Below are 26573 nucleotides of genomic sequence, written 5' to 3' on the forward strand. Positions count from 1 at the left end.
CTGGGCCCTGCGGCGCAGCGCCTAACGCTGCGCTGAGCGGCGCGCCAGCAGCGCGTAACCCAGGCCCAGCACGCCCAGCGCCAGTACCACCAGCAGCCCCATGAGCTCGCGGCTGTAGCGGGCCACGGTTGCCGGGAAGCCGATCACTTCGTGATACACCTGCACATTGGCTGCGCCGTCGGCATGGGTAATGCTGACGCCGCCCTGGCGGATCTGGGAATAATCGGCGTCGAAATACACCCACACCTTGCACCGGCTACCCGGCTCGATGACAGGGATGTCGACTTGCGCGGTAGCCTGCTCCAGCAGTGTGTCGTTGCCAGCAGCATCGCGCACCTGCACCAGGCCTTTGCCTGGCAGGCGCACTTTGATTTGGCGCACCGGCGCATCGCCACTGTTGTGCAGCTCGATGAGCAAGCCGGTACGGTGGTCCACCAACCCCGCCTCGAACGGTTTGGCGAACAGCTGGGCGTACGGCAACTGAGCCAGTTCGACCAGGCGCTCGACCTGATCGTGGCTCAACTGCCCCTGGCTGATGCTGTTGATGCGCCCCTGCAACTGCTCATACTTGAGCTGGTCGCTGGCTTTGCTGATGCGCTCGCTGAACTGGCCAGGATAGGTGAGGTAGGCATACGTCAGTGACGCTTCCAGCCGCGGGTTGCCCCTGAACAAGGCGTAGGCGGCCGACAGGACCATCAGGCCAACCAGCACCGCGACCAGGAGCTTCCCCACCTTGTCCCAACTCAATGCGAACCTCCTTTTGAGGTGATGCAGACGATTCAAACCGCCCAAGGGTGCCAAGTTCATGGCCCCCAGGCAACCCTGTCTACTCGATGCCCTCCTTCTCGCGGGCCTGGCGCATCTGCAGCAACTGGCCATCGACCAGTGCCTTGGCCATGCCCGCCAGGTAGAACGTGGCCTTGATCATCACCTTGCGGTCACTTGGCCGGTCGATGGCCTTACGCGTGATTTCAGTAATGCAGCCCATGATGGCCGAGGCTTCCGTCAGCGCGGTTCGTATCGGCAACTGCGGCCGCATGTGCACCAGTTCGGCATCGGGGTGGCCGAAACGGCTGGCCGCCGCCACCACATTGAGCGTGTTGCTGTCTTCGGGGGTGTCGTTTTCCATGTTCATTCCTCGGGGGGGTGAGCGTGCCGAGACTAGGCGGCGGCCTGGGCCACCACAATGACTTGAGCCTGCAACGGCTCATTTTCGGAAATGCCCTACAAAACTACCGTGCCAAACCCCCTTGCACCCTGCCCCTTGACCGAGACCGGGCAGTGGCGGACGATCAACCACCCCCATTCAGGACGAACATCATGCTACGGATATTGGGCAGAGCTTCTTCCATCAACGTGCGAAAAGTCCTGTGGGCCTGCGCCGAATTCGAGGTCGCCTTCGAACGCGAAGACTGGGGTACGGGCTTCAAGGCCACCGACACCGCGCAATTCCTGGCGCTGAACCCCAACGCCATGGTTCCGGTGATCCAGGATGGCGACTTCACCCTGTGGGAGTCCAACAGCATCATCCGCTACCTGGCCAACCGCTATGGCGCCACCGCGTTCTACCCAGGCGAAGCACAGGCACGGGCCAGGATCGACCAGTGGATAGATTGGCAGGCGTCAGACTTGAACCGCGCCTGGAGCTACGCCTTCATGTCGCTGGTCAGGCATTCGCCCGCCCACCAGGACCCTGTGGCGCTGGCGGCGGGTTGTGCGGACTGGGCGCGTTACATGCACATCCTCGACCGGCAACTGGCCGCTACCGGCGCCTACGTGGCCGGTGCCCAGTTCACCCTGGCCGATATTCCTATCGGCCTGTCGGTCAACCGCTGGTTCGAAACGCCGTTCGAGCACCCGCACCTACCGGCTGTGCGCGATTACTACGAGCGCCTGAGCGAGCGCCCGGCTTACCACCTGCATGGCCGTAACGGCACCCCGTAAAGCCCCCGGCGCGGTCAGCCTGGCACATTGCACTGTGCCATGGCCGCCGCCCGGCCACGCCAGGCAAACAGCAGCACCAGCACCAGGCCCAGCGCCGCCATCGCCGCCCCTGCCAGGGCAATCGCCGCGTAGCCCAACCCCACGTTGATCACCGCGCCGCCCAGCGCCGCGCCGATCGCATTCCCCAGGTTAAATGCACCGATGTTCACCGCCGAGGCCAGGTTGGGGGCATCCTTGGCCGCTTCCATCACGCGCATCTGCAGCGGTGGCACCAAGGCGAAGCTGGCCGCCCCCCAGACCAGGATCGCCAGTGCCGTGGGCAGTGGCCAGTCCAGTACCAGCGGGAACACCAGCAGCACGGCAATCAGCACCGCCAACGACAGGATCAAGGTGCGCTCGACCGAGCGATCCGCCGCATTGCCGCCCCACACGTTGCCCAAAGTCAGGCCGACACCGAACAGCACCAGCATGGCGGTGACGAACGTGGTGGACGCGCCAGCCTCGTTCTGCAGGATCGGCGCAATGTAAGTGAACACCGTGAACATGGCGCTGGAGCCCACCACGGTCAGCAACAACGCCGCCAGCACCGGCCCCCGCACGAGCACGCGGATTTCGGCCATGGCCCCGTCGCCTTTGGGCGAGGGTACGTTCGGCAGTGCATACCACAGCGTGGTCATCGCGATCAGGCCAAGCCCGGCGATGCCCCAGAATGCCGTGCGCCAGCCCAGCATTTCACCAAACCAGGTGGCCAGCGGCACCCCGCCGATGGTGGCCAGTGTGAGGCCCATGAACATCGCTGCCACCGCCCCGGCGCGCTTCTCGGGCGGTACCACGCTGGCGGCGACGATCGAGCCGATGCCAAAGAACGCGCCGTGGTTCAGTGACGTGACCACGCGGGCAACCAGCAAACTGGCGTAGTCACTGGCCAGTGCCGACATCAGGTTGCCCAGCGTGAAGATCGCCATCAGGCCGATCAACAGGTAACGCCGCGGGATCCTTACCGTGGCCAGGGTCATCAGCGGTGCGCCGATCAGCACACCGAGGGCATAGGCACTGACCAACAGCCCGGCAGCAGGTATGGAAACGCCAAGGTCAGTGGCGATACTGGGCAACATGCCCATGGGGGCAAATTCGGTGACACCGATGCCGAAGGCACCGATGGCAAGTGCGACCAGAGGTGGATTGATACGCATGGCAAAAACTCCTTGGCTATGCGGCAAATGCTACGATCTGCTTCCCTGGCGCACTAGACAGCCTTTTTGCCAATCACCTTTGCTTACGAGGCACAAATGGACTTCAGCGGTAGATCCGGTGAAATGGCGGTTTTCGCCAAGGTGGCGGACGCGGGCAGCCTGTCTGCCGCCGCCCGCGCCTTGAACCTGACCCCTTCGGCAGTCAGCCGCATTCTCGCCCGCACCGAGCACCGCCTGGGCACCCGCCTGCTGCTGCGCACCACCCGGGTCCTGACCTTGACCCCCGAGGGCGAGGCATACCTGCGCGGCGCGCGGCGGGTGCTGGCCGACCTGCAGGAAGTCGAGGATGCGATCGCCGACCAGGGCGTGCCGCGCGGGCGCTTGCGCATCAGCGCCGCGCAAGGGCATGCCCGCTTGACCGTGGTGCCGCTGTTGGCGGCGTTCAGCGCGCGTTACCCGCAGGTACTGGTCGACCTGACCATCAGCGACGAGGTGGCCGACATTCACGCCGGCCAGGCCGACGTTGCACTGCGCTTTGGCCACCTGCCCGACAGCTCGCTCAGCGCCCGCCCAATTGGCGAAACCGGCCAGGTGGTCGTGGCCTCGCCCGAGTACCTGGCGCGCTGCGGTACGCCGCTGGTGCCTGAAGACCTGGCCGGCCACAACTGCCTGCACTTCAACTTTCGCCGGGCCGTAGCAGACTGGCCGTTCCGCCGCGACGGCGAGGTCTTTGCGTTGAAGGTGCGGGGCAACATCGAATGCAGCAGCGGCGAAGCGCTGGCACAGCTGGCCAGGCTGGGGGCAGGCGTGGCTCGCATCGGCACCTTCACGGTGGCCGATGACCTGGCCAGCGGGCGCCTGCTTCCGCTGCTGGAAGCCTACAACCCTGACGACCGCGAGCCGATCCATGCCGTGTTCGTGGGCGGGCCGTCGATGCCGGCGCGGGTGCGGGTGTTCGTGGATTTTCTGGTGGAGCAGCTATCACCCCCTTTGTAGGCACTTGAACGAAGGTCAGGTTGGGGTATCGTGGGTCCCCCATAGTACTGCCAGGGCTCGACCACCATGCGCATTGTCATCCCCGACGACTATCAGGACGTGATCCGTACCCTCGACTGCTTCAGTCGCCTGCACGGGCACGATGTCCACGTACTGCGTGCCCCCCAGCCAGCCACGCTCGAGCAATTGGCGGCACGCTTTGCCGACGCTGACGCGCTGGTACTGACCCGCGAACGCACCCGCATCGACGCAGCCCTGCTCGATCGCCTGCCAAGCCTCAAGCTGATCAGCCAGACCGGCAAGGTCTCCAGCCACCTCGACCTGGCCGCCTGTACCGCCCGTGGCATCGTGGTGACAGAGGGCCGGGGCTCGCCAGTCGCCCCAGCGGAGCTGGCCTGGGCGCTGATACTCAATGCCCGCCGCCAACTGGTGCCGGCCATCGATGCCTTCCGCCAAGGCCACTGGCAAGTCAACCTGGGGCAGGCACTGGCTGGCCAGGTGCTGGGTATCTGGGGCTACGGCAAGATCGGCCAACGCCTGGCCCGCTATGCGCAGGCGTTCGACATGCCGGTGCTGGTGTGGGGCAGCGACAGCAGCCGGGCCGCCGCCGCGGCGGATGGCCACCGGGCCGCGGCGTCACGCGAGGCTTTTTTTGCCGAAGCGGATGTTGTCAGCCTGAACCTGCGCCTGTCCGAGCAAACCCGGCACCGGGTGACGTTGGACGACCTGACACGCATGAAGGAGGACGCCCTGCTGGTGAACGTGAGCCGCGCGGAACTGATTGCCCCAGGGGCGTTGCTGCAAGCGCTGGATACAGGCCGGCCAGGTTACGCGGCGGTGGATGTATACGAGCAGGAACCGGTGCTCGACCCCGGCCACCCCCTGCTGCGCCACCCGCGCGTGCTGGCCACGCCCCACCTGGGGTATGTGGAAAAGACCGGCTACGAGCTGTATTTCGGTGATGCCTTCGACAATGTGCTGGCGTTTTTCGGGGGGGCACCGCAGAACGTGGCCAACCCGCAGGTGCTGGCAGCAGGGAACTGAGTGTTTGCCAGCAGATATGCAGCGCCTGTGAGATCGAGCGCCGCCCGCGCGGCGCTTCGCGGGTAAACCCGCTCCTACGTTTGTTTCGGGCCAGTATTGCCTGTGCCGGACGCGCGCGACCGCCTTGTTTTTACGACGCGATATCGTGGTGGGCGCCAAGGCGTTCGCGCGCAAATCCCACAGGCATAATTGGCCCGAAACAAACGTAGATACTCTGTTGGCGGTCAAGCTTTTCTGAGGTGTTCAGAGCTGAAAAGCTTGGCCGTATCAAATGGCTCATCTCCGCTCATGCACGCCCAGATGCCTGTCAGGTACTTGCGCATGACAGCGGCGATCGCTTGCATTTTTTTCTTGCCCCTGCTGATCAGCGACTCATAAAAAGCCTTCGCATAAGGATCGCAGCGCACCGCCGTCAGCGCAGGCATGTACATGGCTGCCCGTAAATAGGCATTCCCGCTTTTGCCGAGCCGACCAGGTTTATCAATGCTTGTTCCAGACTGTGTCTGTCGAACATCAAGGCCAGCATGACGAGCGACCTGAGAGGACTTGAGCGTTTCGGGCAGCGTGGTCAGCTCAGCCAGGGCGGCCAGCGCCGAGACCTCTCCAATCCCAGGGCCTGCGAGGAGTTGCTCGTACTGTCGAGTTAGCCTTGGACACTGGGCGATTAACTCGCGCCCTGCCTTACGAAAGCGCTCGATTCGATTACTTAGTGAAGCAATCTCTTCTTCTTGATCCTCGATCAACATCGAGGCAGTCGTGGCGGTCGCCTGCAATGCATGCAGCTCGTTCTTCGCCCTGATACGGTGTCCCACCAAACGATTGATGTGCCGGCCAAGGCCTCGGAGTTCAAGCTGTACAGTGCTTGGAGGTGTCCACAAACGCGGGGTCATACGCTCCCCGTACTCGGACAGCAGCTGAGCATCTATTGCGTCAGTCTTGCTGTTCACCAGCATCAGTTTGGCGAAGTTGTGGAAGCTCTTGGGGTTGATCACGGAAACAGGTAGGTCAGCAGCGTGCAGCTCAATGGCCAAGTCCAGGTAATAGATCCCGGTCGCCTCCATCACGATCGACGTAGGCTTGAGCGCCTGCAGCTTTTTCACCGCAGCCTTGCGACCGGCAGGGGTTTGAGCGATATCCCACTGACCGGCAGTGCGCCCATCTTTACGCACCCCAACGACCGAAGTCCGTGAGCCGATATCGAGGCCAACCCAGACACTCATTCTTCCCTCTCCCAAGCGAATTAGGTAACAATGGCCTCCGGTTCCCCGACCTCGAACTTCATGCCGCTGCAACCTTGTGATGCGAAGTCCGACTTGTCGGCTTCTCGATACTCTTCGTGGTGGGCAATGAGGCGGGGGGCCTCTCTACGTACAAGGTCAGGGGCAAACCCTGCCTTCAGGAGCGATCGGCCTCCCCGGAAGTGCTTCTTCAGCCTGACGAGAATAACTTCTCCCGCCAGGCCAGTCACAACATACAAGGAGCGGGTTTACCCGCGAAGCGCCGCGCGGGCGGCGCTCGATCTCACAGGCGCTGCATATCTTCTGACAAACACCTGTCAGCCCTGATGCGATCCCTGTGGGAGCTGGCTTGCCTGCGATGGGCCGCAAAGCCCCTGCACTACAGGCAGGCCTACGGCGCGGCGTTCTGCGCCGCAGCAGGCAGAACTGCGCGTTTACGCTGCCCCAGCAACGCGCGCGCTGCCAACGCAGCCACCACCAGGCCGGGTGAGGCCGCGAGCAGCAAGCCCCCTACCCCCGCCCCCGCCGCCAGGATTTGCCCGGCAGCCAACGGCCCGGCCATCGAACCCAGTCGGCCTACCGCCACCGACGCGCCAACGCCTGTGGCGCGCACGTGGGTGGGATACAGCGTGGGTGCCAAGGCATACAGCACCAGTTGCCCACCAATGGCGCAATAACCGGCGGTAAAGCCCGCCACCAGCATCAGCGCAAAACTGCTCGACAGCCCCAGCCCAGCCAGTGAGGCCAGCATCCCGGCGTAGGCGATGAACACCGCACGCCCGGCATGCCCGCGGTCCATCATGCGCCCGGTCAGGAACGAGCCTGCTGCGCCGCCAAGGTTGAACAGGATCTGCACCGCACCCGCCTGCGGCCGGCTGTAACCCTGGCCCATCAACAACGACGGCAACCAGTTCAGGAGCATGTACAGCACAGTCAGGGTGAAGAAACACGCCAGCCAGAGCAGCAGCGTGCGGCTGACCTGCCCCGGCCCGAACAGCTGGGTCAGCAACCCCGCATCACCCGCGCTGGCAGCAGGCCGGGCGCGAAACGCCTGGGACTCTTTCAGCCACAGCATCAGCACCAGGGCAATCATGATCGGCGCAATACCGCCCACGTAGAACACCACTCGCCAGTCTTCACCCAACCCGGCCATGCCGATCACCGAAGCGATCGCCCCACCCAGCGGCACGCCGCAGTAGGTCACACTCACCGCCGTGCTGCGCAGGTGCTCCGGCGCAGCCTCGCTGGCCAGGGCGATCAGGATCGGCAGCGCTGCACCAAGCCCCAACCCTGTCACCAGCCGTGCGATCAACAGCGTGCTGTAGCTGTCGGCATGCGCAGTGCCAAGCGAAAAACCACCGAACAGCAATACCGCGACGATCAACACCGCTTTTCGGCCCAGCCTGTCGGCCAGCCAGCCGCCAATGAACGCGCCCGGCAACAGCCCGAGCAACCCGGCGCTGAATACCCAGCCGAGCATCGCCGAGGTCAGCGCGAATTCCTTGGCCATGTGCGGTGCGGCGACGCCGGTGGCCTGAAGGTCCAGGCCCTCAAGCAACGCCACCAGAAAACACAGGCCGATGGTGCGCACCGGCTTGCTTGCAGCTTTGGATGAATGACTCATGTGTGGCCCCTGTTGTTGTTATGGGTCGTGAAGTCAAAGCCTGAATGTGGCACGCAAGGAAACGATTGAAGAATCATCGCCGCCGGCCTCCTTGATGCCAGCGCCAACGTCGTAGTACTTGAGGTCCAGGTCCAGCGTGAGATTGGGTGTGGCCAGCCAACGGGCGTTGGCCCGGTAGATAGTGCCGACATGGCGCCCGGTTCCTCGGGTGTTGGCCAGCATGCTCATGCCCGGCATGTACACCCCGTCCTCTTCGCGTTGCTTCCACACCGCCAGCACGGCCGGCTCGAAACGTACCGTGCGCGAAGGCGAAAACGCGAACGTGGGCCCGACCACGATCAAGTTGCTCAAGGTGGTCAGGCTGGCTTCGCCATACACGCCGTTGCGCGGGAACAGCGGGTCGAACGTACCGACCTTGCCATCGCCTGGCTCGCCATCGCCGCTGGCAACATCGACGCGCAGCCCCAGCCGGGGTTGCCAGGGGTGGGCGAAGGTATAGCCACTGTCACTCGACAGCGCCCAGGCGCGGATCGATGCGCCGCCCAGGTGGCCCCGCTGGCCAGCCAGGTTCCAGCTCCAGTCAAGCGCTTGATAGCGGCCGAACAGGCGAGTGCCGAAGGTGTAGCGCTGCTCGTCGCCGACCTCGCCAGCCAGGCTGCGCGCGTCGGTCTGCAGGCCAAAGCCGAACAGGTCCATGTTCCAGCTGGGGGTCAGCGGCAACGTGCCGTAGAGCCCATAGAACTTCACCGCGTTGTTGCTGCCGTCATCCCAGCTGTCCTCACCGGTTTTCAGTGGCCTGACGGCGAAGGCATCGAGCTTGTAGCCGCGCTTGAGGTTGAGGCTGGCGCGCACGCCATCGAAGCTCAGGCGCAGGTTCGGCGCGTCTCGGTAGGTGACGAAGACTTGATCGCCGTAGGCCATTTCCTGACGACCGACGCGGGTGGTGTACCGGCCTGCGGCAAAGTCATGATTGAAGTCGATGAACGCCTGACGGATTTCGTTGCGGCCTTCGTCGTTGGGCGAATACAGGTCCTTGCCGAAGGCGCGGGTGTTTTCCACCTGCAAGAACGTGCGCAGCCTGTCATCGAACAGGTGCAGATCGGCATGCGCCTGCAAGCGTTGCAGCAGGTAGGAGTCGTCTTTCAGGCCCCGCAAACCGAAGAAGGGTTGGTCCAAGGCATCGGCACGGTAGCGGGCCTCCGCGCCGAGCTGCAGCCAGGCCGACTCGGACAACCGGTGGTAGCGCAGCCCATCGAACGGGTCCCTGGCCTTGGCGGGGTCATCGAGGAAGCGGTAGTCCTCGACCCAGCGCGGCGCGCCGGGCCGGCCTGGCCGGCTCTCTTCCAGCAGGTTCGCAGCATACGTGTACTGGCATAGCGAAAGCAGCACAACGGGCACCCATGCCCGGTTCAACGGCTTGGTCATCAGAAGTTTCCTTTACTTGTTTTTATAAAATTGGATAACTCTGTTAACTATTATTTTTGTTAACCATATTGCCGTCAATGGTTAAATGGCGCCAGCAAGGGGCCTGGGCGCATAAGCGTTCGCTGATCGAACGCTTATGCGCCAACCGCCTGCGCAAACCCGCCCTTGGCCGCTACCATCGACGCTGGGTGGTGCCTAACCTGCGGGTAAGCACCGCCCTTCACCTACCAAAACAACAAGAGCACCTCAATGAACTGCCTAAAATCCCTTGCCGCGCTCGGCCTGCTGATGCTCGGCACCAGCCAAGCCATGGCCGCCCCTATCGTTAAACAACCAAACATTCTGCTCATCGTGGCTGACGACCTCGGGTTCTCTGACCTGTCAGCACTGGGCAGCGAAATTCAGACCCCCAACCTGGACAGCCTGCTGGCCGACGGCCGCCTGATGCTGGACTTTCATGCCGCGCCCAGTTGCTCCCCGACCCGGGCGATGCTGATGTCCGGCAACGACCCGCACCTGGCCGGGTTGGGCATGATGGCCGAGGCACGCAAGCGCCTGCCGCCAGGCACTGAAGTGCGCCCCGGCTACGAGGGTGTGCTGGCAGGCAATGTCGCCACCCTTGCCGAGCTGCTGCACGATGCCGGCTACCGGACCTTCATTTCCGGCAAATGGCATTTGGGCATGCAACCTGCGCAACAGCCGCAGAACCGCGGGTTCGACCAGGCCTACGTGCTGCTCGAAGGCGGCGCCGCGCACTTCAAGCAAGCCAACATGGACTTGCTGCCGAACTACAGCGCAACCTTCCTGCACAACGGTGAGCCCATCGCGCTGCCCAGCGACTTCTACTCGAGCACCTGGTTCACTGACCGCCTGATCGGCGCCATTGACCAGCCCAACCCTGGCAACAAACCGTTCTTCGCCTTCGCCGCCTATACCGCGCCGCATTGGCCGCTGCAGGCACCGGACCAGTACCTGGCGCAATACCGCGGCCGCTATGACCAGGGCTACGAGGCCATCGCCAAACAGCGCCTGGAGCGCCAGCGCAAGGCCGGCCTGGTGCCGGCAGACTTCCCGCTGGACCCACAACTGGAAGGGGTGCCGAGCTGGGCATCGCTCAGCGCCGAGCAGCAACGCCAATCGGCGCGCACCATGGAGGTCTACGCCGCCATGGTCAGCGCCCTGGATGCCGAGGTGGGCAGGCTGGTAGCGCACCTGCGCCAGCGGGGCGAACTGGAAAATACGCTGATCCTGTTCATGTCCGACAATGGCCCGGAGAACGCCTCACGGGTGGACCCGACGTGGATCAGCCAGCACTTCGACAACCGCCTGGACAACTACGGCCGACGCGACTCGTTCCTGATGATCGGCTCGGCCTGGGCGCAGGTCAGCGCCTTGCCCAGCCGCCGCTACAAGATGACCACCTACCAGGGCGGCATCCGCGTGCCGGCCTTTGTCTACTACCCGGCCACGATCAAAGCGGGGCGCAGCGAAGCGCTGGCCAGCGTGCGCGACATCATGCCCACCCTGCTGCAACTGGCCGGTGCGCCAATGCCCGGCATCAAGTACCGCGACCGCGATATCGTGCCGCCGCAGGGCAGTTCGGCACTGGACTACCTGCAAGGCGACGACACGCTCATCCATGCCGGTGACGAAGCTCTGGGCTGGGAAATCAACGGCAGTGCTTCGCTGCGCAAAGGCCCGATGAAGCTGCTGTGGGATGCCACCGACGGCAAACCGGCGTGGCACCTGTACGACCTGCGCAAAGACCCAGGTGAGCACCACGACATCGCCGCTGCGCACCCCGAGCAAGTGGCACAGATGCTGCGCGACTGGAAGGCCTACGCCCAGCGCAGCAATATCCTGATCGATGCCGAAGGCCGCCCCGCCAGCCCTGCCAGAGTGGCGAGCCCGGCGGTGGCCAGCAAGCAATGATCGGGCGTGCAGCCGGCTGCGCACTGCTCGCCGCCGGTTTGCTCGCCATTGGCTACAGCGCCTTGCCGCAAGCGGCGGCCCCGGCGCTGCTGTGTGATGGCTATGGCGGTGTACCCGCACCCCGTGAAGGCCCCTGGCGGGACGGCATGGTGCAACTGCCCGGCGGCAAGTTCAGCTTCGGCTCGGACCGCTACTACGACGAGGAGGGCCCCGCCCACCTGGCGCAAGTGTCGGCGTTCTGGATCGATGTACACCCGGTCACCAATGCCCAGTTCGCGCGCTTCGTCGCGGCGACCGGCTACCTCACCCATGCCGAGCGGGGGATCGACACGGCCGACGACCCCAGCCTGCCCCAGCACCTGCGCGTGCCGGGGGCAATGGTGTTCAAGCAAGGGCCGGATGTGCTGCACCCGGGTTGGCAGTTCGTGCCCGGGGCAAGCTGGCGCCACCCGCAAGGCCCGGGCAGCGACTTGCAAGGGCTGGATAACCACCCGGTGGTGCAAGTGGCACTGGAGGATGCACAAGCATATGCACGCTGGGCCGGGCGCAGGCTGCCCAGCGAGGCCCAGCTGGAATATGCAATGCGCGGCGGCCTGCAGGATGCCGACTTCAGCTGGGGCATGACCGAACTGCCCAAGGGCAAAGCCATGGCCAATACCTGGCAGGGCCAGTTTCCGTACCACAATGCCGCCACCGACGGTTTCACCGGCACTTCGCCGGTGGGCTGTTTCCCGGCCAACGGCTTTGGCCTGTTCGATGCCGGGGGCAATGTCTGGGAGTTGACCCGCACGGGTTACCGCCCAGGCCATGCGCCGCAGCGCGACGCTGGCCTGGACCCGCCCGGGCCAAGCCTGGACGACAGCCACGACCCCGCTGACCCCGGCGTGAAAGTGGCAGTGATCAAGGGCGGTTCGCACCTGTGTTCGGCAGACCGCTGCCTGCGCTACCGGCCTTCGGCGCGGCAACCTCAGCCGGTGTTCATGGCCACTTCACACGTGGGTTTCAGAACGGTGCGGTAATGCTGGGCAACGGGGCAGCGGCCGCCGCCACGGCCGCTACCTGGCGGTCGAAATCGAGCATCAGGTAGTTGCAGAAAAAGCCGATGCTTTCCTGCTTTTGCAGGCGCAGTGGCGCGTCCACCGGCAAGGCCTGCAGGCAACGCTCGGTGCGCGCCCAGGCAAACGCCTGCAACGCCGTGGCACACAGTTGCAGGAAGTCGCCGGCCGCGCGGTACGGGTACTCAGGGTCAGCGGCCGCCTTGGACATAACCTCGGCAAGTAGCCCTTGCAGCACCGCACATACCTTCTGCAGAACCGCAGTTGCCATGCCGGTGCCGGCTTCTTTACGCAGTTCGCCCAGAAGCAGTGCCATGCCCGCCCCGCCGTCACCCAGCACCTTGCGCAGCAGCAGGTCGTTGGCCTGCACCTCGTTGGTGCCCTCGTAGATCATGGCGATGCGGCTGTCGCGCAGCGTTTGCTCGATACTGAACTCGCAGGTGTAGCCATAACCGCCGAACACCTGCAGGGCCTTGCTGGCCAGGGTGAAACCTTGCTCGGTGAAGGCGGCCTTGATGACCGGTGTCAGCAGCGCCGCCAGCGTCGACGCCTTGGCCCGTTGGCCGGGGTCAGTGGCCGCTGCGGCCACATCCAGCCAGTGCGCCGCCCAGTAGCCCAGTGCGCGCATACCTTCGCTGCGCACCCGCAGCTCAAGCAGCACCCGGCGCATGGCGGGGTGCAAGTGAATGGGGTCGGCTTGGCCCTTGGGCTGCCCGGGCGCATTCATCTGCCTACGCGCCATGGCGTATTCCCGGGCGCATTGCCAGGCGGCCTCGGCGTGCGCCAGCCCTTGCAAGCCAACGTGCAGCCGGGCCGAATTCATCATCACGAACATCGCCGCCAGGCCGCCGTGCGCCTGCCCCACCAACCAGCCACTGGCCGCTTCGAAGCGCAATGCACAGGTGGCGCTACCGCGGATACCCAGCTTGTGCTCCAGGCCTTCGCACTGCACCGCATTACGCTGACCGTCTTCCAGCCATTTGGGGACCAGCAGCAGCGACAAACCGCGGCTGCCGGCCGGCGCGCCCGGCAGCCGCGCCAGCACCAGATGCACGATTTGGCGGGTCAGGTCGTGGTCGCCGCCGGAGATGAACAGCTTGTTGCCCGTGATGGCATAACGGCCGTCGCCCAACGGCTCGGCGCGGCAGCGCAACAGGCCCAGGTCGCTGCCGGCTTGGGGCTCGGTCAGGCACATGGTGGGCAGGATCTCGCCACTGACGATACCGGGCAGGTAGCGTGCCTGCAGTTGTTCGCTGGCATGCGCCTGCAGGCATTGATACGCGCCATGGGCGATACCGGTGTACATGGCCCAGGCATGGTTGCTGGCGAAGAGCATTTCCTGCAGCGCAGCGTCGAGCACCAGCGGCAACCCTTGGCCGCCGAACTGCGGGGTACAGGCCAGTGCCGGCCACCCTGCCTCGACATAAGCCCGGTAGGCGGCCGGGAAACCGTGCGGGGTCCGCACCTGCCCCGCCTCCATACGGCAACCCTGGCGATCACCTGTGGCGTTCAGCGGCACCAGCACCTGCTCAGTGAAGCGGGCGGCTTGTTCCAGCACCTGCCACGCCAGTTCCAGGTCCAGGTCGGCATGAGGCGGCATTGCCTGCCAGGCCTTATCAGCCTGGAGCCAATGTTGCAGCACGAATTGCATGTCCAGCAGGGGGGCCTTCCAGGCCATGGAACACCTCTTGTTCAGGCAGTGAAACGGGGGTTTTCGATGAGCAGCGCCATGCCTTGGCCGCCGCCTATGCACGCAGCAGCCACCCCATAGCGCAGGTTGCCCTGCTGCAGTTGCCGGGCCAGTGTGTGCACCAGCCGCAACCCGGTGGCGGCCAGCGGGTGCCCGAGGGCAATGGCGCCGCCGTGAACGTTGAGCTTTGCCACATCGAGCCGTAGCGCCTGGGCCACCGCCACCACCTGCGCGGCTTGCGCTTCGTTGATTTCGAAGCGGTCTATCTGGTCTGCGCGCAAGCCGCTGCGGCGCAGTAGCAGCTCGATGGCCGGCACCGGCCCGATGCCCATGGTGTGCGGCGATACGCCCACCGCCGTGGCCATCAACAGTTTCGCCAGGGGCGGTCGCGTGCAACTGGCGTAGGGCGCCACCACTGCCGCCGCCGCCCCATCGGCCACCGCGCAACTGTTGCCTGCGGTTTGTACCCCACCAGGGTGCACGGTACGCAGCCGCGCCAGCGCTGCAGCATCGGTGGGCCGTGGGTGGCTGTCGCGGCTCACTTCGGCGAGCCCGCGTGGCAGTTCGATAGCGCGTGGCTGGTAGCCGTCGGCGAAGAAGCTTTCGCTGCTGATGCTGACGATTTCCTCAGCGAACCAACCCGCCCGCTGGGCCTGTAAAGCGCGCTGATGGCTGCGCAAGGCCCAGGCATCCACGGTTTCCCGCGCCAGGCCATGCTCACGGGCCAGGTTGTCTGCGGTGCCGATCATGTCCACATCGGCAGCCGGGTCGTACAACGCCTCCCAGAGGAAGTCCTTGAACCCGACCGGCGCCCCCAGGCGGAAGCCGCCCCGGTGTTCATAGGCCGCGATCGGGTTGCGTGACATGGATTCGGCACCTACGCACAACACCTGCGGCGCCCCGCTGCGCAGTTGCTCGGCAGCCTGGCGCAACAGCTCGAGCCCCGTGCCACAGATGCGCTGTACCGCCAAGGCCGGCACAGCCAGCGGCACGCCACAGTAAAGGCCGACATGCCTTGGCAGGAAATAGGCATCGAAGCTGGCCTGGGCCATGCTGCCGGCCAGCACGCTGCCCACGGCCTGCGGATCGCTACCGGCACGCGCCAGCACCGCCCGCCCGGCCTTGATGGCCAGGTCAATGGGTGAAACGGTTGCCAGCGCACCCCCAAGGTCAACCCAAGGGGTGCGCACCATATCGACGATGGCAACGTCGTCGAACACGGTGCACAGCCCGCCGCTCATGGCCGCGCCTGTGCGTGCAACTGGCCCGGGGCTTCGCGCCGATACAGCGCCTCGACCAGGGCAGCACGCCGCTGCAACACCGCACGCTGGTTGATCGAGCCCTTGTCGGTGATTTCGCCCGCGTCGATCGAGGGCGGCTCTTCGAGCAGGGCCAGCCATTCGATGCGGCTGGCGTTGCCTTGGGCGTCCCGGTTCAGGTGCGTCAGCCAATTGGCAAACCACTGGCGCACCGCGTCGCTGCCCAGCACCTGGGCGTCGCTGGCCTCTGCCCCAAGCCCCGCCAATTGCCGGCACTCGGGTAGCCGCGGAAACACCAGCATGCCCAGGCACTCGCGATCGGGCGCCGCGACCACGACGTCCTGCACATAGGGCGAGCCTTCCAGCACCGCACGGTTGCGCAGTGGCCCGACACTGACGAATACACCCGACGACAGCTTGAAGTCCTCGGCGATGCGGCCGTCGAACATCAGGCCCTGCTCCGGCTGTTGCGGATCGGCGAGTTTCAGGGCATCGCCCGAGCAGTAGAAGCCCTCCTCGTCGAACACCTCGGCGGTCTGCTGCGGCGAGCGCCAGTAGCCCGGCATGATATGCGGGCCGCGAAACCGCGCTTCGAGCTTGTCGGCCTGAGGCACCAGCTTCACTTCACAACCTGGTGCCGGCAAGCCGACGTAGCCGGCCATCGACAGCGGCCCGGTGGTAAAGGTGCAGGACGGCGCCGCCTCGGTCATGCCCAGGCCCGCCATCATGCGGATACGCTCGCCGCAGTGCTGCTCGGCGATACGGTCCAGGCGGTCCCAAACGCTTTGCGAAAGACCCGCTGCGGCAAAGAAGAACAGCTTCATGCGGGCGAAGAACACCTCGCGCAGCTGGGGGTCCTGCTCCAGCGCCTTGGCCAGCTCTTCCCAACCCCTGGGTACGGTGAGGTAGGCCGTGGGCGAAATCTCGCGCAGGTTGCGCAAGGTTTCCGCGAAGCCTTGCGGGGTCGGCTTGCCGGCGTCCAGATAGAAACTGCCGCCGTTGTACAGGACGATGCCCAGGTTGTGGCTGCCGCCGAAGGTGTGGTTCCAGGGCAGCCAGTCGACCAGCACCGGCGGCTCTTCGGCAAACACCGGGAAGGTCTGCAGCAGCATCTGCTGGTTGGCGCAGAGCATGCGCTGGGTGGTGATCACCGCCTTGGGCAGCTTGGTGGAACCCGAGGTGAACAGGAATTTGGCAATGGTATCGGGCCCGGTGGCGGCGAACGCAGCGTCTGCCGGCGCCAGGTCACGGGGCTGCAGCAGGCTGGCAAAACTGAAATGGCGGCGGCGTGGCGGCTGGCCATGCACGCTGACCACCGGCACCGATTCATCCAGCACGGCATCGAAGGCACGCTGGAACGGCTGGCTGTCGGTGGCGAACACCAGGCCAGGGGTTAGCACCTCGCAAACGTGGCGCAGCTTGGCGAAGTCCTGCGACAGCAGTGCGTAGGCAGGCGACACTGGGCAGTAAGGAATGCCGGCATACATGGCCCCCAGAGCAAGCTGCAGGTGCTCGATGTCATTGCCGGAAAACAGTACCAGCGGCCGTTCGGCGCCAAGGCCGAACCCCAGCAAGTGGGCAGCGATGGTACGTACCTGGTCGAGCATCTGCGCATAGCTGACTTCACGCCAGCCACCGCTGGGCTCGCGCGCGGCGATGAAGGTGGTGTGCGGGCGCACGCGCGCCCAGTGCAGCAGGCGGTCGAGCAGGCGCGCCGGCAAAGGCGCCAACGGCTCCAGCGGCAGCATGCGCAGCACACCGTCGGTGTCACTGACCTGCACTTGTGGGTGCCCAATGGACACCTGCCGGTAGCGCGGCGGTTGGCCAGGGTCGCATGACCGCAGGCGGGGTTGGGTATTCACGCAGGTTGCTCCTTGTTCTTGTTGTACAGGCTGCCGCCGCCGGGCATTGCCCGGGGCGGCCCATTGCGTGTTGCTCAGATGGGGTAATGCCGGGGGCCCTGTTGCAGGGTGACCCAGCGCAACTGGGTGAACTGGTCGATGGCCGTGCGGCTGCCGAAGCTGCCATAGCCGCTGGCCTTCACCCCGCCGAAGGGCATTTGCGCTTCATCGTGCACGGTCGGCCCGTTGATGTGGCAGATACCCGATTCCACGCGCTGGGCCAGGGCCAGCGCCCGGCCGGTGTCCCGGCTGAAAATGGCTGAAGACAGGCCAAACTCCGAATCGTTGGCCAGTTGCAGCAAGGCCTCGTCACCTTCGGCGCGCAGCACTACAGCCACCGGCCCGAACGACTCTTCGCGGTACAGGCGCATGCTGCTGTCGACATGGTCGAGCAAGGTCGGCTGCAGGATGCTGCCGTCCAGCTGGCCGCCGCAGACCAGGCGAGCGCCCTTGGCCACGGCATCGTCGATCAGCGCCTTGATGCGTTCGCCCGCCGCACTGCTGACCAGCGAACCGAGCACCGAGTCGCTGGCCTGGGGGTCGCCGGCGCGAAGCCCGCTGACCTTGACTGCCAACTTGTCGACGAAGGTATCGGCAATGCGGCTATCGGCCAGCAAGCGCTCGGTGGACATGCAGATCTGGCCCTGGTTGAAGTAGGCGCCAAAGGCCGCCGCTTCGACCGCGGCGTCCAGGTCGGCGTCGTGCAGCACCAGCAACGGCGCCTTGCCGCCCAACTCCAGCAAGGCCGGTTTCAGGTGGCGTGCGGCCAACTCGCCGACGATGCGCCCTACCTGGGTAGAGCCGGTAAAATTCACCCGCCGCACAGCGGGGTTGGCAATCAGGCGTTCGACCACCGCTGGCGCATCCTCCGGGGCGTTGCTGATGACGTTGACCACGCCATCGCCCAGCCCCGCATCCTGAAGCACCTGGCCGATCAACCGGTGCACGGCCGGGCTCTGCTCCGACGCCTTCAGCACGACGGTATTGCCGCACGCCAGGGGCATGGCGATGGCGCGCGTGGCCAGAATGACCGGGGCATTCCAGGGCGCGATACCCAGCACCACCCCGCACGGTGCGCGCAAGGCCATGGCGAAACTGCCAGGCACATCGGAAGGGATCACCTCGCCGGTGACCTGCGTGGTCATGGCAGCGGCTTCACGCAGCATGTTGGCCGCCAGCTTCACATTGAAGCCGTACCAGTTGGCCATCGCCCCGGTTTCACCGGCCGCAGCGATGAACTCGCCGGCGCGCGCCTGCAGCAGGTCTGCGCCGGCCAGCAGGCGGCCACGTCGCTCACTGGGCGCCAGTGCTGCCCACGCCGGGAATGCCGCGCTGGCGGCTGCCACGGCAGCATCGGCATCGGCCAGCGAAGCCGCGGCCACCTGCGATACCACTTCACCACTGACCGGGTTGCGTCGCTCGAAGGTTCGTCCATCGCTGGCGGGGCACGACCGCCCGCCAATCAGCAAAGGCACCTGCAACATGCTCATTCCTCTTGTTGTATTCATGGGCACTATTCACGGGCTGCCGCCAGGGGCGGCGCGGCCCGCTGGCACTCAACGCTTGTAAGCCTGCAGGCCTGGCTTGATGCTCTTGTCGTCGAGGAACTGCTTCATGCCCTGCTCGCGCCCCCCTTCGGTGTCCAGCAGGCGGGACTGGTCGAGCTTGGCGTACAGGTAGTCTTCGTTCTGCTCCCAGGTCAGCTCGCGGCAACGCTTGAAGCCGTTCTTGGCGGCACGCAGCACCACCGGGTTTTTCTCCAGCAGGTTCAGCGCCAGTTCGCGGGTGGTTTCGCGCAGTTGCGCCAACGGCACGCTTTCGTTCACCAGGCCCATTTCGGCCGCCTTTGCCCCACCGAAGGTCTTGCCGGTCATGATGTAGTACAGCGACTGACGGTGGCCCACGGTGTCGGCCATGGCCTTGCTGACCAGGTTGCCGGGTGGGATGCCCCAGTTGATTTCCGACAGGCCGAACGTGGCTTCGTCGGCACAGATGGCCAGGTCGCAGGCCACCAGCGGGCTGAAACCGCCGCCGAAACACCAGCCGTTGACCATGGCGATGGTCGGTTTGGCGTACATGCGCAGCAGCTTCCACTGCCACTGCGATGCATCGCGGCGGATTTTTTCCTGAAGGATTTCCGGCCCGGCGTCCACCTCGCGGAAGTACTCCTTGAGGTCCATGCCGGCCGTCCACGATTCCCCGGCACCGGTCAGGACCAGTACGCCAGCCTCGGCGTCCTGCTCCAGGGTTTCCAGCACGTCGATCATTTCCCGGTTCAGGGTGGGGCTCATGGCGTTGCGTTTTTCTGGCCGATTGAGGGTGACCCAGGCAATGCCCGACTCCAGCTCGACTTTCACGGTAGCCCAACGGCCTGCGTATTTGCTCATGGTTCTGCACTCTTGTTGTTCGGGGTGATGCCCTCAAGCTAAGGGAGTAAATTAGTTATGTCAATTAACTATTATGAAAATTATCCTTTGCAGCACCTCAGCCCCCGCTCTTTTTCACCAGCCCTCCTCTAGCCGGATCCTGCCAAGGCAGGCAAACTAGGTAACTTTATTACCCATGCCCCAGGAGCCATTCACCCGATGGGAAGGTCTGCCCGCACCACCGATACCGCTGCCACCGCCGTTGCCGGGGCGGATGTCGTGCTTGAAGACTTGATCGGTTATGCCCTTCGCCGTGCCCAGTTGAAGCTGTTTCAGAACTTTATCGGCCGGCTGGCTGCCCATGACCTGCGCCCGGCGCAGTTTTCGGCACTGGCGGTGATCGAGCAGAACCCAGGGCTGATGCAGGCGGACCTGGCCCGCTCGCTGGCCATCGAGCCACCCCAGGTGGTACCGCTGTTGAACAAGCTGGAGGAACGCGCCCTGGCCGTACGGGTGCGCTGCAAACCGGACAAGCGCTCGTACGGGATTTTTCTCAGCAAGGCTGGTGAAGTACTGCTCAAGGAGTTGAAGCAGATCGCCAGCGACAGCGACCGGGAAGCTACCGCGGCACTGAATGACGAGGAGCGCGAGCAATTACTGCGCTTGTTGACCAGGATCTACCAGGCGTAAAACCTGTGAGCCGCGCTATCGCGGTGCTGCTGCCGGTAGCGCATGATCTGCAATGACCCGGTGTACTCATTGGGAGTACCCGCAGTGCCGAGGGAGCCACATGCACCTGATCCCTGGATTGACCGGGCAAGCCAACGCCCTGATAGGCGGCGCCAGCCAAGGCATCGGCCTGGCACTGTGCCAGGCCTTGCTGGCCCGCGACGATATCGACCTGGTGTGGGCGGTATCGCGCAGCGCCAGCCGTAGCAGCGCATTGCTTGCGCTGACGGCCGCACACGGCCAACGCCTGAGGCTGGTGGATTGCGATGCACGCGACGAGGCGGCCCTTGCTGCGCTGGCCTGCACGGTCAGCGCTGGCTGCAAGCACCTGCACCTGGTGGTGAGCACGCTGGGCATTCTGCACCAGCAAGGCGCCAAGGCGGAAAAATCCCTGGCCCAGCTGGACCTGGCCGGGTTGCAGGCCAGCTTCGTGACCAATGCCTTCGCCCCTATTCTACTGCTCAAGCACCTGCTACCCCTGCTGCGCCACCAGCCGGCCACCTTTGCCGCGTTGTCGGCGCGGGTGGGGTCGATCGGCGACAACCGCCTGGGCGGCTGGTACAGCTACCGCGCGAGCAAGGCGGCGCTGAACCAGCTGTTGCACACGGCAAGTATCGAGCTGCAACGCCTGAACCCGGCGGCTACGGTATTGGCGCTGCACCCCGGCACCACCGATACCGCGCTGTCGCGGCCGTTCCAAAGCAATGTGCCGCCGGGCAAGTTGTTCGAGCCGGCGTTTGCCGCCCAGTGCGTGATCGACCAGGTAGGCCGGACAGGCCCAGCCGACAGTGGCAGCTTCTGGGGGTGGGACGGCCAGCGGATCCCGTGGTGAGCCGCTTCGCGCCGCAGGCCCGGCCCGCGCGGCATGACCTTGCAGGCACGCCACAGCCTTGACCCCAGCCCTTGCGCCGCCGCATGCTCGCAGGCTTGCCCCCACGCACAAGGAACGATTGCATGCTGCTGCAGCCCCTGGCCACCCACACCGAGCTGGGCCTGGGCCCATTCGCGCAATGACGCTGTTGTACCTGAAGCTAATCGTCACCCCTTTGCTGATGTGGGCCATTTCCCTGGCGTCGCGCCGATGGGGCGGCCTGCTGGGCGGGCTGTTGTCCGGCATGCCCATTACCTCGGCACTGGTCATGACCTTCCTGTGCCTGGAACAGGGCAGCACCTTTGCTGTAGCTGCAGTGCCTGGCGCACTGGGCGGCCTGGTGGCGGTGCAGGCGACGTACTGCTGCTTCATGTGGAGCACCCGCCGGGCAGCGCTGGTACCCGCCGTGCTGCTGGCGTTGCTGGCTTACGGCCTGGTGGCTTACGCATTTACCCACTGGGGCAACCTGCACCTGTCGGTGGCCGTAGCGCTGGTTCTGATCGGGGTACTGATACGCGCCAGTGGCCGCGAGCCCAGCCCGGACGTGCTGGCCCGCCCCAAGCACCGATACTGGGAAATACCGCTGCGCATGGTGGCGGCGACCAGCCTGCTGATGCTGACCACAAGCCTGGCCGACTGGCTGGGCCCGGCAACCAGCGGCATGCTGGCACCGATACCGGTAATCGCATGGCCGCTGGTCGTGTTTGCCTACGTACAGAATGGCCGGCCCGGGATGGCCGCGATGGTGCGGGGCAATGCGATTGGCGCGGTGGGGGTGATCGCGTTCTACCTGGTATTGGCAGCACTGCTGCAAGCCTGGGGCGCCGCGGCTGCCATCGGCCTGGCAATCGCCAGTGCGGTGGTGCTGACCCTAGGGCTGGCCGCCGCATTACGGCGGCGCTGAAGTTCAGCCTGCCACGCCAAGGGGTGGCGGGCTCACCCGGTGGGCTTCGTCACGCCACGTCGATCTGGGTCAGCCCCATTACCTTGGCCTGGGCCAGGATTTCTTGCGGGCTGGCATCAGCGGGCGGCATCAGCAAACTGTTCTCGCCGTCGCCGAAGTGCAGCACCATCAGGTGCAGCGCTGCCTGGTGCAGGGCAAGCTCGGGCTGTTCGAGTTCGAAGGTGTGTGTGCAAGGCTGGCCATTGAGTTGATAGCGGACCGTGTAGGCGTGCATAAGAACCTCTTGATTGAACAAGGACTCAATACCTGACCGGTCGGGCAGAAAATAATTCAGGTAAATAGCGGCCGCCTGGCCCATTGGGCCAAACGACCACCAGGTTGGCACTGCCCTGCGATTACTCGGCGCCCGGCGGAATGCCGTCCTTGTTCTTGTCTTTCAACCGGGCCTTCTCCTCTTCCGTGGAATGGGCTGGCACTTGGGTTTGCTGGTCTTTCTGCTGCTCGGCCATGGGCATGTCCTCTTCGATGGTGGCTGAACGATTACCGGCACTCGTCACGGTTGCTGGCGCTGCATCGTTTTGCGGTGCAAGCCGATGAATGGCGCCTCGGCAGGGTCGATGCGGTCCATTTCGGCCGCGATCCGGTGCCAGTAGGGATACTGGGGCGCGATCCGCGTGGCCTGTTCCATCTGCTCCAGGTCTTCTGGCAAGAGCACCAGCTCGGTCGCCTGCAAATTGTCATGCAGTTGCTCGAAGCTGCGCCCCGCCGTGATCACGCTGGTGATGCCTGGGCGGTCCTTGAGCCAGGCCAGGCATACCCGTGCCGGCGAGCAGCCATGGCGCTGGCCGATGGTGATCAAGGCTTCGATGATGTCATAGGCCCGCTCGCGATCATGCACGTAGGGTTCTGGCCAGTCATTGCCCTGGCGGGTGCCCTTGGGGGTCTGCTGGCCGCGCCGCACCTTGCCGGTCAGCAACCCCTCGCCCAAGGGCCCCCACACCAACGTTGCAACCCCTTGGTCGATGGCCATGGGCAGCAATTCGTACTCGGCTTCGCGCGCCTCCGGGGTGTAGTAGATTTGCTGCGAGACCGGCTGCTGCCAGCCATTCACGCGCGCGCTGCCGAGGGTTTTCATCATTTGCCAGGCGGTGTAGTTGGACGTGCCGAAGTAGCGGATCTTCCCGCTCTGCACCAAGTGGTCCAAGGCCGCCAGGGTTTCCTCCACCGGCGTCACGCCATCCCAGTTGTGTACCTGGTACAGGTCGATATGGTCGGTACCCAGGCGCTTGAGGCTGGCCTCGCAGGCGCGAATCAAGTGGTAACGCGACGCCCCGCTGTCGTTGGGGTTGTCGCCCATCGGGCTGCGCGCCTTGGTCGCGAGGATGATCGACTGGCGCCGCTGGGCCAGCGCCTGGCCAACGATTTCTTCGGCAAGGCCGTGCGAGTACAAGTCGGCCGTGTCCACCATATTGACGCCGGCATCGAAGGCCATGTCGAACATGCGCCGTGCCTGGTCGACATCAACGCTACCGGTTTTTTCGAATGCGCCACGCCCGCCGAACGGGACCGTGCCAACCACCAGTTCCGAAACCAGCAGGCCAGTGTTGCCGAGTGCGCGGTATTTCATGGGCTACCTCCATTGCATAAGACATGCAATACCGACGGCCCATGGTGCTGAAACGTTCAATCAGGTTGGCCGAACCCGGCTGGGCAAGCGACCACGCGCCAGGCCAGCCTGGTATTCAGAACACCGACCAGCCAATGCGTGCGCTCAGCAACTCCAGCGCGGCCATGCCGGCCAGCGAGTTGCCCGCCGCGTTCAGCTCCGGCGACCACACGCACACGCTGAACTGCCCCGGTACGATGGCGACGATGCCGCCGCCCACGCCACTCTTGCCCGGCAACCCTACCCGGTAGGCGAAGTTGCCTGCCTCGTCATACAGGCCACTGGTGGCCATGATCGAGTTCACCTGCTGGGTCTGGCGACGGCTGAGGATTTGCTGACCGCTGTGCTTGCAAAAGCCGTCGTTGGCCAGAAAGCAGAATGCCCGCGCCAGGTCCAGGCAGTTCATGCGCAGTGCGCAGTAGCTGAAGTAACTGCGCAGCACCGTTTCCACCTCGTTGTGGAAGTTGCCAAACGACTGCATCAGGTAAGCCATGGCCGCATTGCGCGCGCGGAACTGATACTCCGAATCGGCGACGCGGGTGTCGATCTGGATGTGCGGGTTACCGGACAGGCGCCGGACGAAATCGCGCATCGACAAGGTTGGCGCAGCGAAGCGCGACTGGTTGATGTCGCAGATGACCAAGGCCCCCGCGTTGATGAACGGATTGCGCGGGCGCCCGCGCTCGAACTCCAACTGCACCAGCGAGTTGAATGGCTGGCCGGACGGCTCATGGCCAAGCCGCTCCCAGATCGCTTCACCCGAATGGCCTATCGCCTGAACCAGGCTGAACACCTTGGAAATGCTCTGCACCGAGAACGGTTCCAGGGCGTCGCCTGCACAGTAGTGACTGCCATCGTTGCTGTAGACGGCGATGCCCAGTTGCTGGGCAGGCACGTCGGCCAGCGCAGGAATGTAATCGGCTACTTTGCCCGTGCCGATCAAAGGGCGTACTTGTTCAAGGATCTCGTTCAACAGCGTTTGCATGGCGGGCCCTGGTTCAGTCCCCCTCGACGACGGCGGGGGTCGCATTCTTGACGCCGAGTGCGTGAAGGAAATCACACATTTGGCAACAAACTCCCCCGTCGGCGCCGTACGGCCTTCAAGGCCTGGGCTGCCGCCATGCTCAAGCCTGTATCAGCTCAATGCCTCACGGCTGTGCTGGCCGTCGACCAAGCGCTGCAGCCCCAGCGGGTTGGCATTTTTCAGCGCATCGGGCAGCAGCGCATCGGGGTAGTCCTGGAAGCACACCGGGCGCAGGAAGCGGTCGATGGCCAAGGTGCCGACCGAGGTGCCACGGGCATCGGAGGTGGCCGGATAGGGCCCACCATGCACCATCGCTTCGCACACTTCGACCCCGGTGGGGTAACCGTTGAGCAGCAGGCGCCCTGCCTTGCGCTGCAGCAGCGGCACCAGCGTGGCGAACTGCTGGAGGTCTTGCGGCTCGGCAATCAGGGTGGCGGTGAGCTGCCCGTGCAACGCTTGCACGGCGCGGCGCAGCTCGGCTTCGTCGGCGACTTCGACCAGCACCGTGGCAGGCCCGAACACTTCTTCCTGCAGCAGTTCGTCACCGTTTAACAGCAGGCTCGCATCGGCCTGGAACAGCTGCGCCCGGGCCTGGTCGCCAACCTGCTCGGCACCGGCCAGGTGGCGCACGCCTGGGTGCTGGTGCAGGCGCTGCACGCCACTGGCATAGCTGCGCAAGGTGCCGGTATTGAGCATGGTTTGCGCGGGCTGGTCGGCCAATTGCGCAGCCAGCGCCGCAGTGAAGGCGGTGAATGCCTCACCGGCAATGCCAATGACCAGCCCGGGGTTGGTGCAGAACTGCCCGCAGCCCAGCACCACCGAAGCCGCCAGCGCCTCGGCCACCTGCCCGCCGCGCGCGCGCAACGCGCTGGGCAAGACCAGCACGGGGTTGATGCTGCTCATTTCGGCGAACACCGGAATCGGCTGCGGGCGTGCTGCCGCCAGGTCACACAGGGCGCGCCCGCCCTTGAGCGAACCGGTGAACCCCACCGCCTGGATGGCCGGGTGGCGCACCAACGCTTCACCCACACCGCTACCGTAGACCATGTTGAACACCCCGGCAGGCATGCCGGTCGCCTGCGCCGCCCGCTCGATAGCCTCGCCCACCTGCGCTGCCGTGGCCATATGGCCGCTATGCGCCTTGACCACCACCGGGCAGCCAGCGGCCAGCGCTGCTGCGGTGTCGCCGCCGGCAGTGGAGAACGCCAGGGGGAAGTTGCTGGCACCGAACACGGCTACCGGCCCTACGCCGGTGCGGTACTGGCGCAAGTCCGGGCGTGGCAGTGGCTGCCGGTGTGGCTGGGCGCGGTCGATGCGCGCCGCCAGGTAATCGCCGCGGCGCAGTACCTTGGCGAACAGGCGCAGCTGATTGCTGGTTCGGCCGCGCTCGCCCTGGATGCGCGCAGCAGGCAAGGCCGTTTCGCGGCACACCGTGGCGATGAAGCTATCGCCCAACGCGTCCAGCTGGTCGGCAATGGCATCGAGAAACTGCGCGCGACGCTCGGGCGCCATGCCGTTGTATTCGACGAATGCCGCTTCGGCGGCCTCGGCAGCGGCGGCCACCTCGCCAGGGGTGGCCTGGGTGAAGACCCCCGGCAAGGCTTCGCCGGTGCGCGCATCGAGGCTTTGCAGGTGAACGCTGCCAGCAGCGCTGCGCTGGCCGCCAATGAAGTTGCTTGCAGACATGGTTGACTCCTGTAACAAGAAAGAAG

General features: G+C 65.1%; 23 protein-coding genes. 8 read left to right on the forward strand and 15 right to left on the reverse strand.

The features are described 5' to 3' along the window. Window positions 1-21: 21 nt before the first annotated feature. Together K4A76_RS13950 and K4A76_RS13955 are read right to left on the reverse strand one after the other, a co-directional pair. Window positions 22-747, reverse strand: a complete 726-nt coding sequence (locus K4A76_RS13950; RefSeq protein WP_274410508.1) for a hypothetical protein — start codon at window positions 745-747, stop codon at window positions 22-24. A gap of 79 nt (window positions 748-826) precedes the next feature. Continuing rightward, a complete protein-coding gene (locus tag K4A76_RS13955; protein WP_274410509.1) occupies window positions 827-1129 on the reverse strand; it encodes a DUF3077 domain-containing protein in 303 nt (100 codons plus the stop codon). A 191-nt stretch (window positions 1130-1320) separates the two neighbouring features. Here K4A76_RS13955 and K4A76_RS13960 point away from each other — a divergent pair, with 191 nt between their 5' ends. After that, window positions 1321-1944, forward strand: coding sequence for a glutathione S-transferase family protein (locus K4A76_RS13960; protein WP_009685126.1), 624 nt, complete (start codon window positions 1321-1323; stop codon window positions 1942-1944). 14 nt (window positions 1945-1958) lie between these two features. On the opposite strand, the gene K4A76_RS13965 is transcribed toward K4A76_RS13960, so the two are convergent. After that, window positions 1959-3137, reverse strand: a complete 1179-nt coding sequence (locus tag K4A76_RS13965) for an MFS transporter (RefSeq protein ID WP_274410510.1) — start codon at window positions 3135-3137, stop codon at window positions 1959-1961. A gap of 96 nt (window positions 3138-3233) precedes the next feature. On the opposite strand from K4A76_RS13965, the gene K4A76_RS13970 reads away from it, so the two are divergent. Continuing rightward, entirely contained in the window at window positions 3234-4133 is a 900-nt protein-coding gene (locus tag K4A76_RS13970; protein WP_274410511.1) for a LysR family transcriptional regulator, read from the forward strand. A gap of 66 nt (window positions 4134-4199) precedes the next feature. Continuing rightward, window positions 4200-5177, forward strand: a complete 978-nt coding sequence (locus tag K4A76_RS13975; RefSeq protein ID WP_274410512.1) for a D-2-hydroxyacid dehydrogenase family protein — start codon at window positions 4200-4202, stop codon at window positions 5175-5177. Window positions 5178-5401: 224 nt separating this feature from the next. Here the strand turns inward: K4A76_RS13975 and K4A76_RS13980 are convergent, their stop codons facing one another. The 3 genes from K4A76_RS13980 to K4A76_RS13990 form a co-directional block, all read right to left on the reverse strand. Continuing rightward, entirely contained in the window at window positions 5402-6397 is a 996-nt protein-coding gene (locus tag K4A76_RS13980) for an IS110 family transposase (protein ID WP_029887815.1), read from the reverse strand. Window positions 6398-6806: 409 nt separating this feature from the next. Next, on the reverse strand, window positions 6807-8039 hold the full coding sequence (gene mhpT / locus K4A76_RS13985; protein ID WP_274410513.1) for a 3-(3-hydroxy-phenyl)propionate transporter MhpT: 1233 nt from the start codon (window positions 8037-8039) through the stop codon (window positions 6807-6809). A gap of 33 nt (window positions 8040-8072) precedes the next feature. Further along, window positions 8073-9464: an alginate export family protein gene (locus tag K4A76_RS13990; protein ID WP_274410514.1), complete on the reverse strand. Its 1392-nt coding sequence runs from the start codon at window positions 9462-9464 to the stop codon at window positions 8073-8075. Between the two features lie 249 nt (window positions 9465-9713). Between K4A76_RS13990 and K4A76_RS13995 the strand changes: the two genes are divergently transcribed. Together K4A76_RS13995 and K4A76_RS14000 are read left to right on the forward strand one after the other, a co-directional pair. After that, window positions 9714-11396 (forward strand): arylsulfatase, encoded by a 1683-nt coding sequence (locus K4A76_RS13995; protein ID WP_274410515.1) that lies wholly within the window; start codon window positions 9714-9716, stop codon window positions 11394-11396. After that, entirely contained in the window at window positions 11393-12415 is a 1023-nt protein-coding gene (locus tag K4A76_RS14000; protein ID WP_274410516.1) for a formylglycine-generating enzyme family protein, read from the forward strand. The genes K4A76_RS13995 and K4A76_RS14000 overlap by 4 nt, the downstream gene beginning before the upstream one ends. Here the strand turns inward: K4A76_RS14000 and K4A76_RS14005 are convergent. From K4A76_RS14005 to K4A76_RS14025, 5 genes are all read right to left on the reverse strand, one after another. Further along, a complete protein-coding gene (locus K4A76_RS14005; protein ID WP_274410517.1) occupies window positions 12399-14129 on the reverse strand; it encodes an acyl-CoA dehydrogenase family protein in 1731 nt (576 codons plus the stop codon). The genes K4A76_RS14000 and K4A76_RS14005 overlap by 17 nt on opposite strands. A 14-nt stretch (window positions 14130-14143) precedes the next feature. Then, window positions 14144-15382, reverse strand: coding sequence for a thiolase family protein (locus K4A76_RS14010; RefSeq protein ID WP_274410518.1), 1239 nt, complete (start codon window positions 15380-15382; stop codon window positions 14144-14146). Beyond that, complete coding sequence (locus K4A76_RS14015) at window positions 15379-17262, reverse strand: feruloyl-CoA synthase (protein ID WP_274410519.1); 1884 nt, start codon at window positions 17260-17262, stop codon at window positions 15379-15381. Before K4A76_RS14015 ends, K4A76_RS14010 begins: the two co-directional genes overlap by 4 nt. Before the next feature lie 74 nt (window positions 17263-17336). Then, window positions 17337-18785 carry an aldehyde dehydrogenase gene (locus tag K4A76_RS14020; RefSeq protein WP_182389933.1) on the reverse strand — a complete coding sequence of 483 codons (1449 nt, stop codon included), beginning with the start codon at window positions 18783-18785 and terminating at the stop codon, window positions 17337-17339. Window positions 18786-18857: 72 nt separating this feature from the next. Then, window positions 18858-19688, reverse strand: coding sequence for a p-hydroxycinnamoyl CoA hydratase/lyase (locus K4A76_RS14025; protein WP_009685852.1), 831 nt, complete (start codon window positions 19686-19688; stop codon window positions 18858-18860). Between the two features lie 198 nt (window positions 19689-19886). On the opposite strand from K4A76_RS14025, the gene K4A76_RS14030 reads away from it, so the two are divergent. The 3 genes from K4A76_RS14030 to K4A76_RS14040 all read left to right on the forward strand — a co-directional run bounded on the left by K4A76_RS14030 (window position 19887) and on the right by K4A76_RS14040 (window position 22171). Next, window positions 19887-20357, forward strand: a complete 471-nt coding sequence (locus tag K4A76_RS14030; protein ID WP_274410520.1) for a MarR family winged helix-turn-helix transcriptional regulator — start codon at window positions 19887-19889, stop codon at window positions 20355-20357. A 100-nt stretch (window positions 20358-20457) separates the two neighbouring features. After that, window positions 20458-21228, forward strand: a complete 771-nt coding sequence (locus K4A76_RS14035) for an SDR family NAD(P)-dependent oxidoreductase (RefSeq protein ID WP_274410521.1) — start codon at window positions 20458-20460, stop codon at window positions 21226-21228. Window positions 21229-21406: 178 nt separating this feature from the next. Continuing rightward, on the forward strand, window positions 21407-22171 hold the full coding sequence (locus tag K4A76_RS14040; protein WP_274410522.1) for a hypothetical protein: 765 nt from the start codon (window positions 21407-21409) through the stop codon (window positions 22169-22171). 49 nt (window positions 22172-22220) lie between these two features. On the opposite strand, the gene K4A76_RS14045 is transcribed toward K4A76_RS14040, so the two are convergent. From K4A76_RS14045 to K4A76_RS14060, 4 genes are all read right to left on the reverse strand, one after another. Next, the gene (locus K4A76_RS14045) at window positions 22221-22445 is read right to left on the reverse strand and encodes a hypothetical protein (protein WP_054912409.1); all 225 of its coding nucleotides are present in this window, start codon (window positions 22443-22445) and stop codon (window positions 22221-22223) included. 279 nt (window positions 22446-22724) lie between these two features. Beyond that, window positions 22725-23798 (reverse strand): aldo/keto reductase, encoded by a 1074-nt coding sequence (locus K4A76_RS14050; protein WP_274410523.1) that lies wholly within the window; start codon window positions 23796-23798, stop codon window positions 22725-22727. Between the two features lie 115 nt (window positions 23799-23913). Continuing rightward, window positions 23914-24822, reverse strand: coding sequence for a glutaminase B (glsB, locus tag K4A76_RS14055; RefSeq protein ID WP_009685859.1), 909 nt, complete (start codon window positions 24820-24822; stop codon window positions 23914-23916). A 150-nt stretch (window positions 24823-24972) separates the two neighbouring features. Next, window positions 24973-26547: an aldehyde dehydrogenase (NADP(+)) gene (locus K4A76_RS14060; protein ID WP_236184074.1), complete on the reverse strand. Its 1575-nt coding sequence runs from the start codon at window positions 26545-26547 to the stop codon at window positions 24973-24975. Window positions 26548-26573: the final 26 nt, after the last annotated feature.

The sequence above is a fragment of the Pseudomonas sp. NEEL19 genome, assembly GCF_028751975.1.
Classification (GTDB): Bacteria; Pseudomonadota; Gammaproteobacteria; order Pseudomonadales; family Pseudomonadaceae; genus Aquipseudomonas; species Aquipseudomonas juntendi.

Excerpts from the sequence above, each read along its gene's own strand:
- mhpT (WP_274410513.1), bottom strand. The coding sequence starts at position 8,039 with ATGAGTCATTCATCCAAAGCTGCAAGCAAGCCGGTGCGCACCATCGGC.
- K4A76_RS13980 (WP_029887815.1), bottom strand. The coding sequence starts at position 6,397 with ATGAGTGTCTGGGTTGGCCTCGATATCGGCTCACGGACTTCGGTCGTT.
- K4A76_RS14050 (WP_274410523.1), bottom strand. The coding sequence starts at position 23,798 with ATGAAATACCGCGCACTCGGCAACACTGGCCTGCTGGTTTCGGAACTG.
- K4A76_RS14000 (WP_274410516.1), top strand. The coding sequence starts at position 11,393 with ATGATCGGGCGTGCAGCCGGCTGCGCACTGCTCGCCGCCGGTTTGCTC.
- K4A76_RS14045 (WP_054912409.1), bottom strand. The coding sequence starts at position 22,445 with ATGCACGCCTACACGGTCCGCTATCAACTCAATGGCCAGCCTTGCACA.
- K4A76_RS14025 (WP_009685852.1), bottom strand. The coding sequence starts at position 19,688 with ATGAGCAAATACGCAGGCCGTTGGGCTACCGTGAAAGTCGAGCTGGAG.
- K4A76_RS13975 (WP_274410512.1), top strand. The coding sequence starts at position 4,200 with ATGCGCATTGTCATCCCCGACGACTATCAGGACGTGATCCGTACCCTC.
- K4A76_RS14035 (WP_274410521.1), top strand. The coding sequence starts at position 20,458 with ATGCACCTGATCCCTGGATTGACCGGGCAAGCCAACGCCCTGATAGGC.
- K4A76_RS14060 (WP_236184074.1), bottom strand. The coding sequence starts at position 26,547 with ATGTCTGCAAGCAACTTCATTGGCGGCCAGCGCAGCGCTGCTGGCAGC.
- K4A76_RS13995 (WP_274410515.1), top strand. The coding sequence starts at position 9,714 with ATGAACTGCCTAAAATCCCTTGCCGCGCTCGGCCTGCTGATGCTCGGC.
- K4A76_RS14005 (WP_274410517.1), bottom strand. The coding sequence starts at position 14,129 with ATGGCCTGGAAGGCCCCCCTGCTGGACATGCAATTCGTGCTGCAACAT.
- glsB (WP_009685859.1), bottom strand. The coding sequence starts at position 24,822 with ATGCAAACGCTGTTGAACGAGATCCTTGAACAAGTACGCCCTTTGATC.
- K4A76_RS14020 (WP_182389933.1), bottom strand. The coding sequence starts at position 18,785 with ATGTTGCAGGTGCCTTTGCTGATTGGCGGGCGGTCGTGCCCCGCCAGC.
- K4A76_RS14030 (WP_274410520.1), top strand. The coding sequence starts at position 19,887 with ATGGGAAGGTCTGCCCGCACCACCGATACCGCTGCCACCGCCGTTGCC.
- K4A76_RS13960 (WP_009685126.1), top strand. The coding sequence starts at position 1,321 with ATGCTACGGATATTGGGCAGAGCTTCTTCCATCAACGTGCGAAAAGTC.
- K4A76_RS13970 (WP_274410511.1), top strand. The coding sequence starts at position 3,234 with ATGGACTTCAGCGGTAGATCCGGTGAAATGGCGGTTTTCGCCAAGGTG.
- K4A76_RS14040 (WP_274410522.1), top strand. The coding sequence starts at position 21,407 with ATGACGCTGTTGTACCTGAAGCTAATCGTCACCCCTTTGCTGATGTGG.
- K4A76_RS13955 (WP_274410509.1), bottom strand. The coding sequence starts at position 1,129 with ATGGAAAACGACACCCCCGAAGACAGCAACACGCTCAATGTGGTGGCG.
- K4A76_RS14010 (WP_274410518.1), bottom strand. The coding sequence starts at position 15,382 with ATGAGCGGCGGGCTGTGCACCGTGTTCGACGACGTTGCCATCGTCGAT.
- K4A76_RS13965 (WP_274410510.1), bottom strand. The coding sequence starts at position 3,137 with ATGCGTATCAATCCACCTCTGGTCGCACTTGCCATCGGTGCCTTCGGC.
- K4A76_RS13990 (WP_274410514.1), bottom strand. The coding sequence starts at position 9,464 with ATGACCAAGCCGTTGAACCGGGCATGGGTGCCCGTTGTGCTGCTTTCG.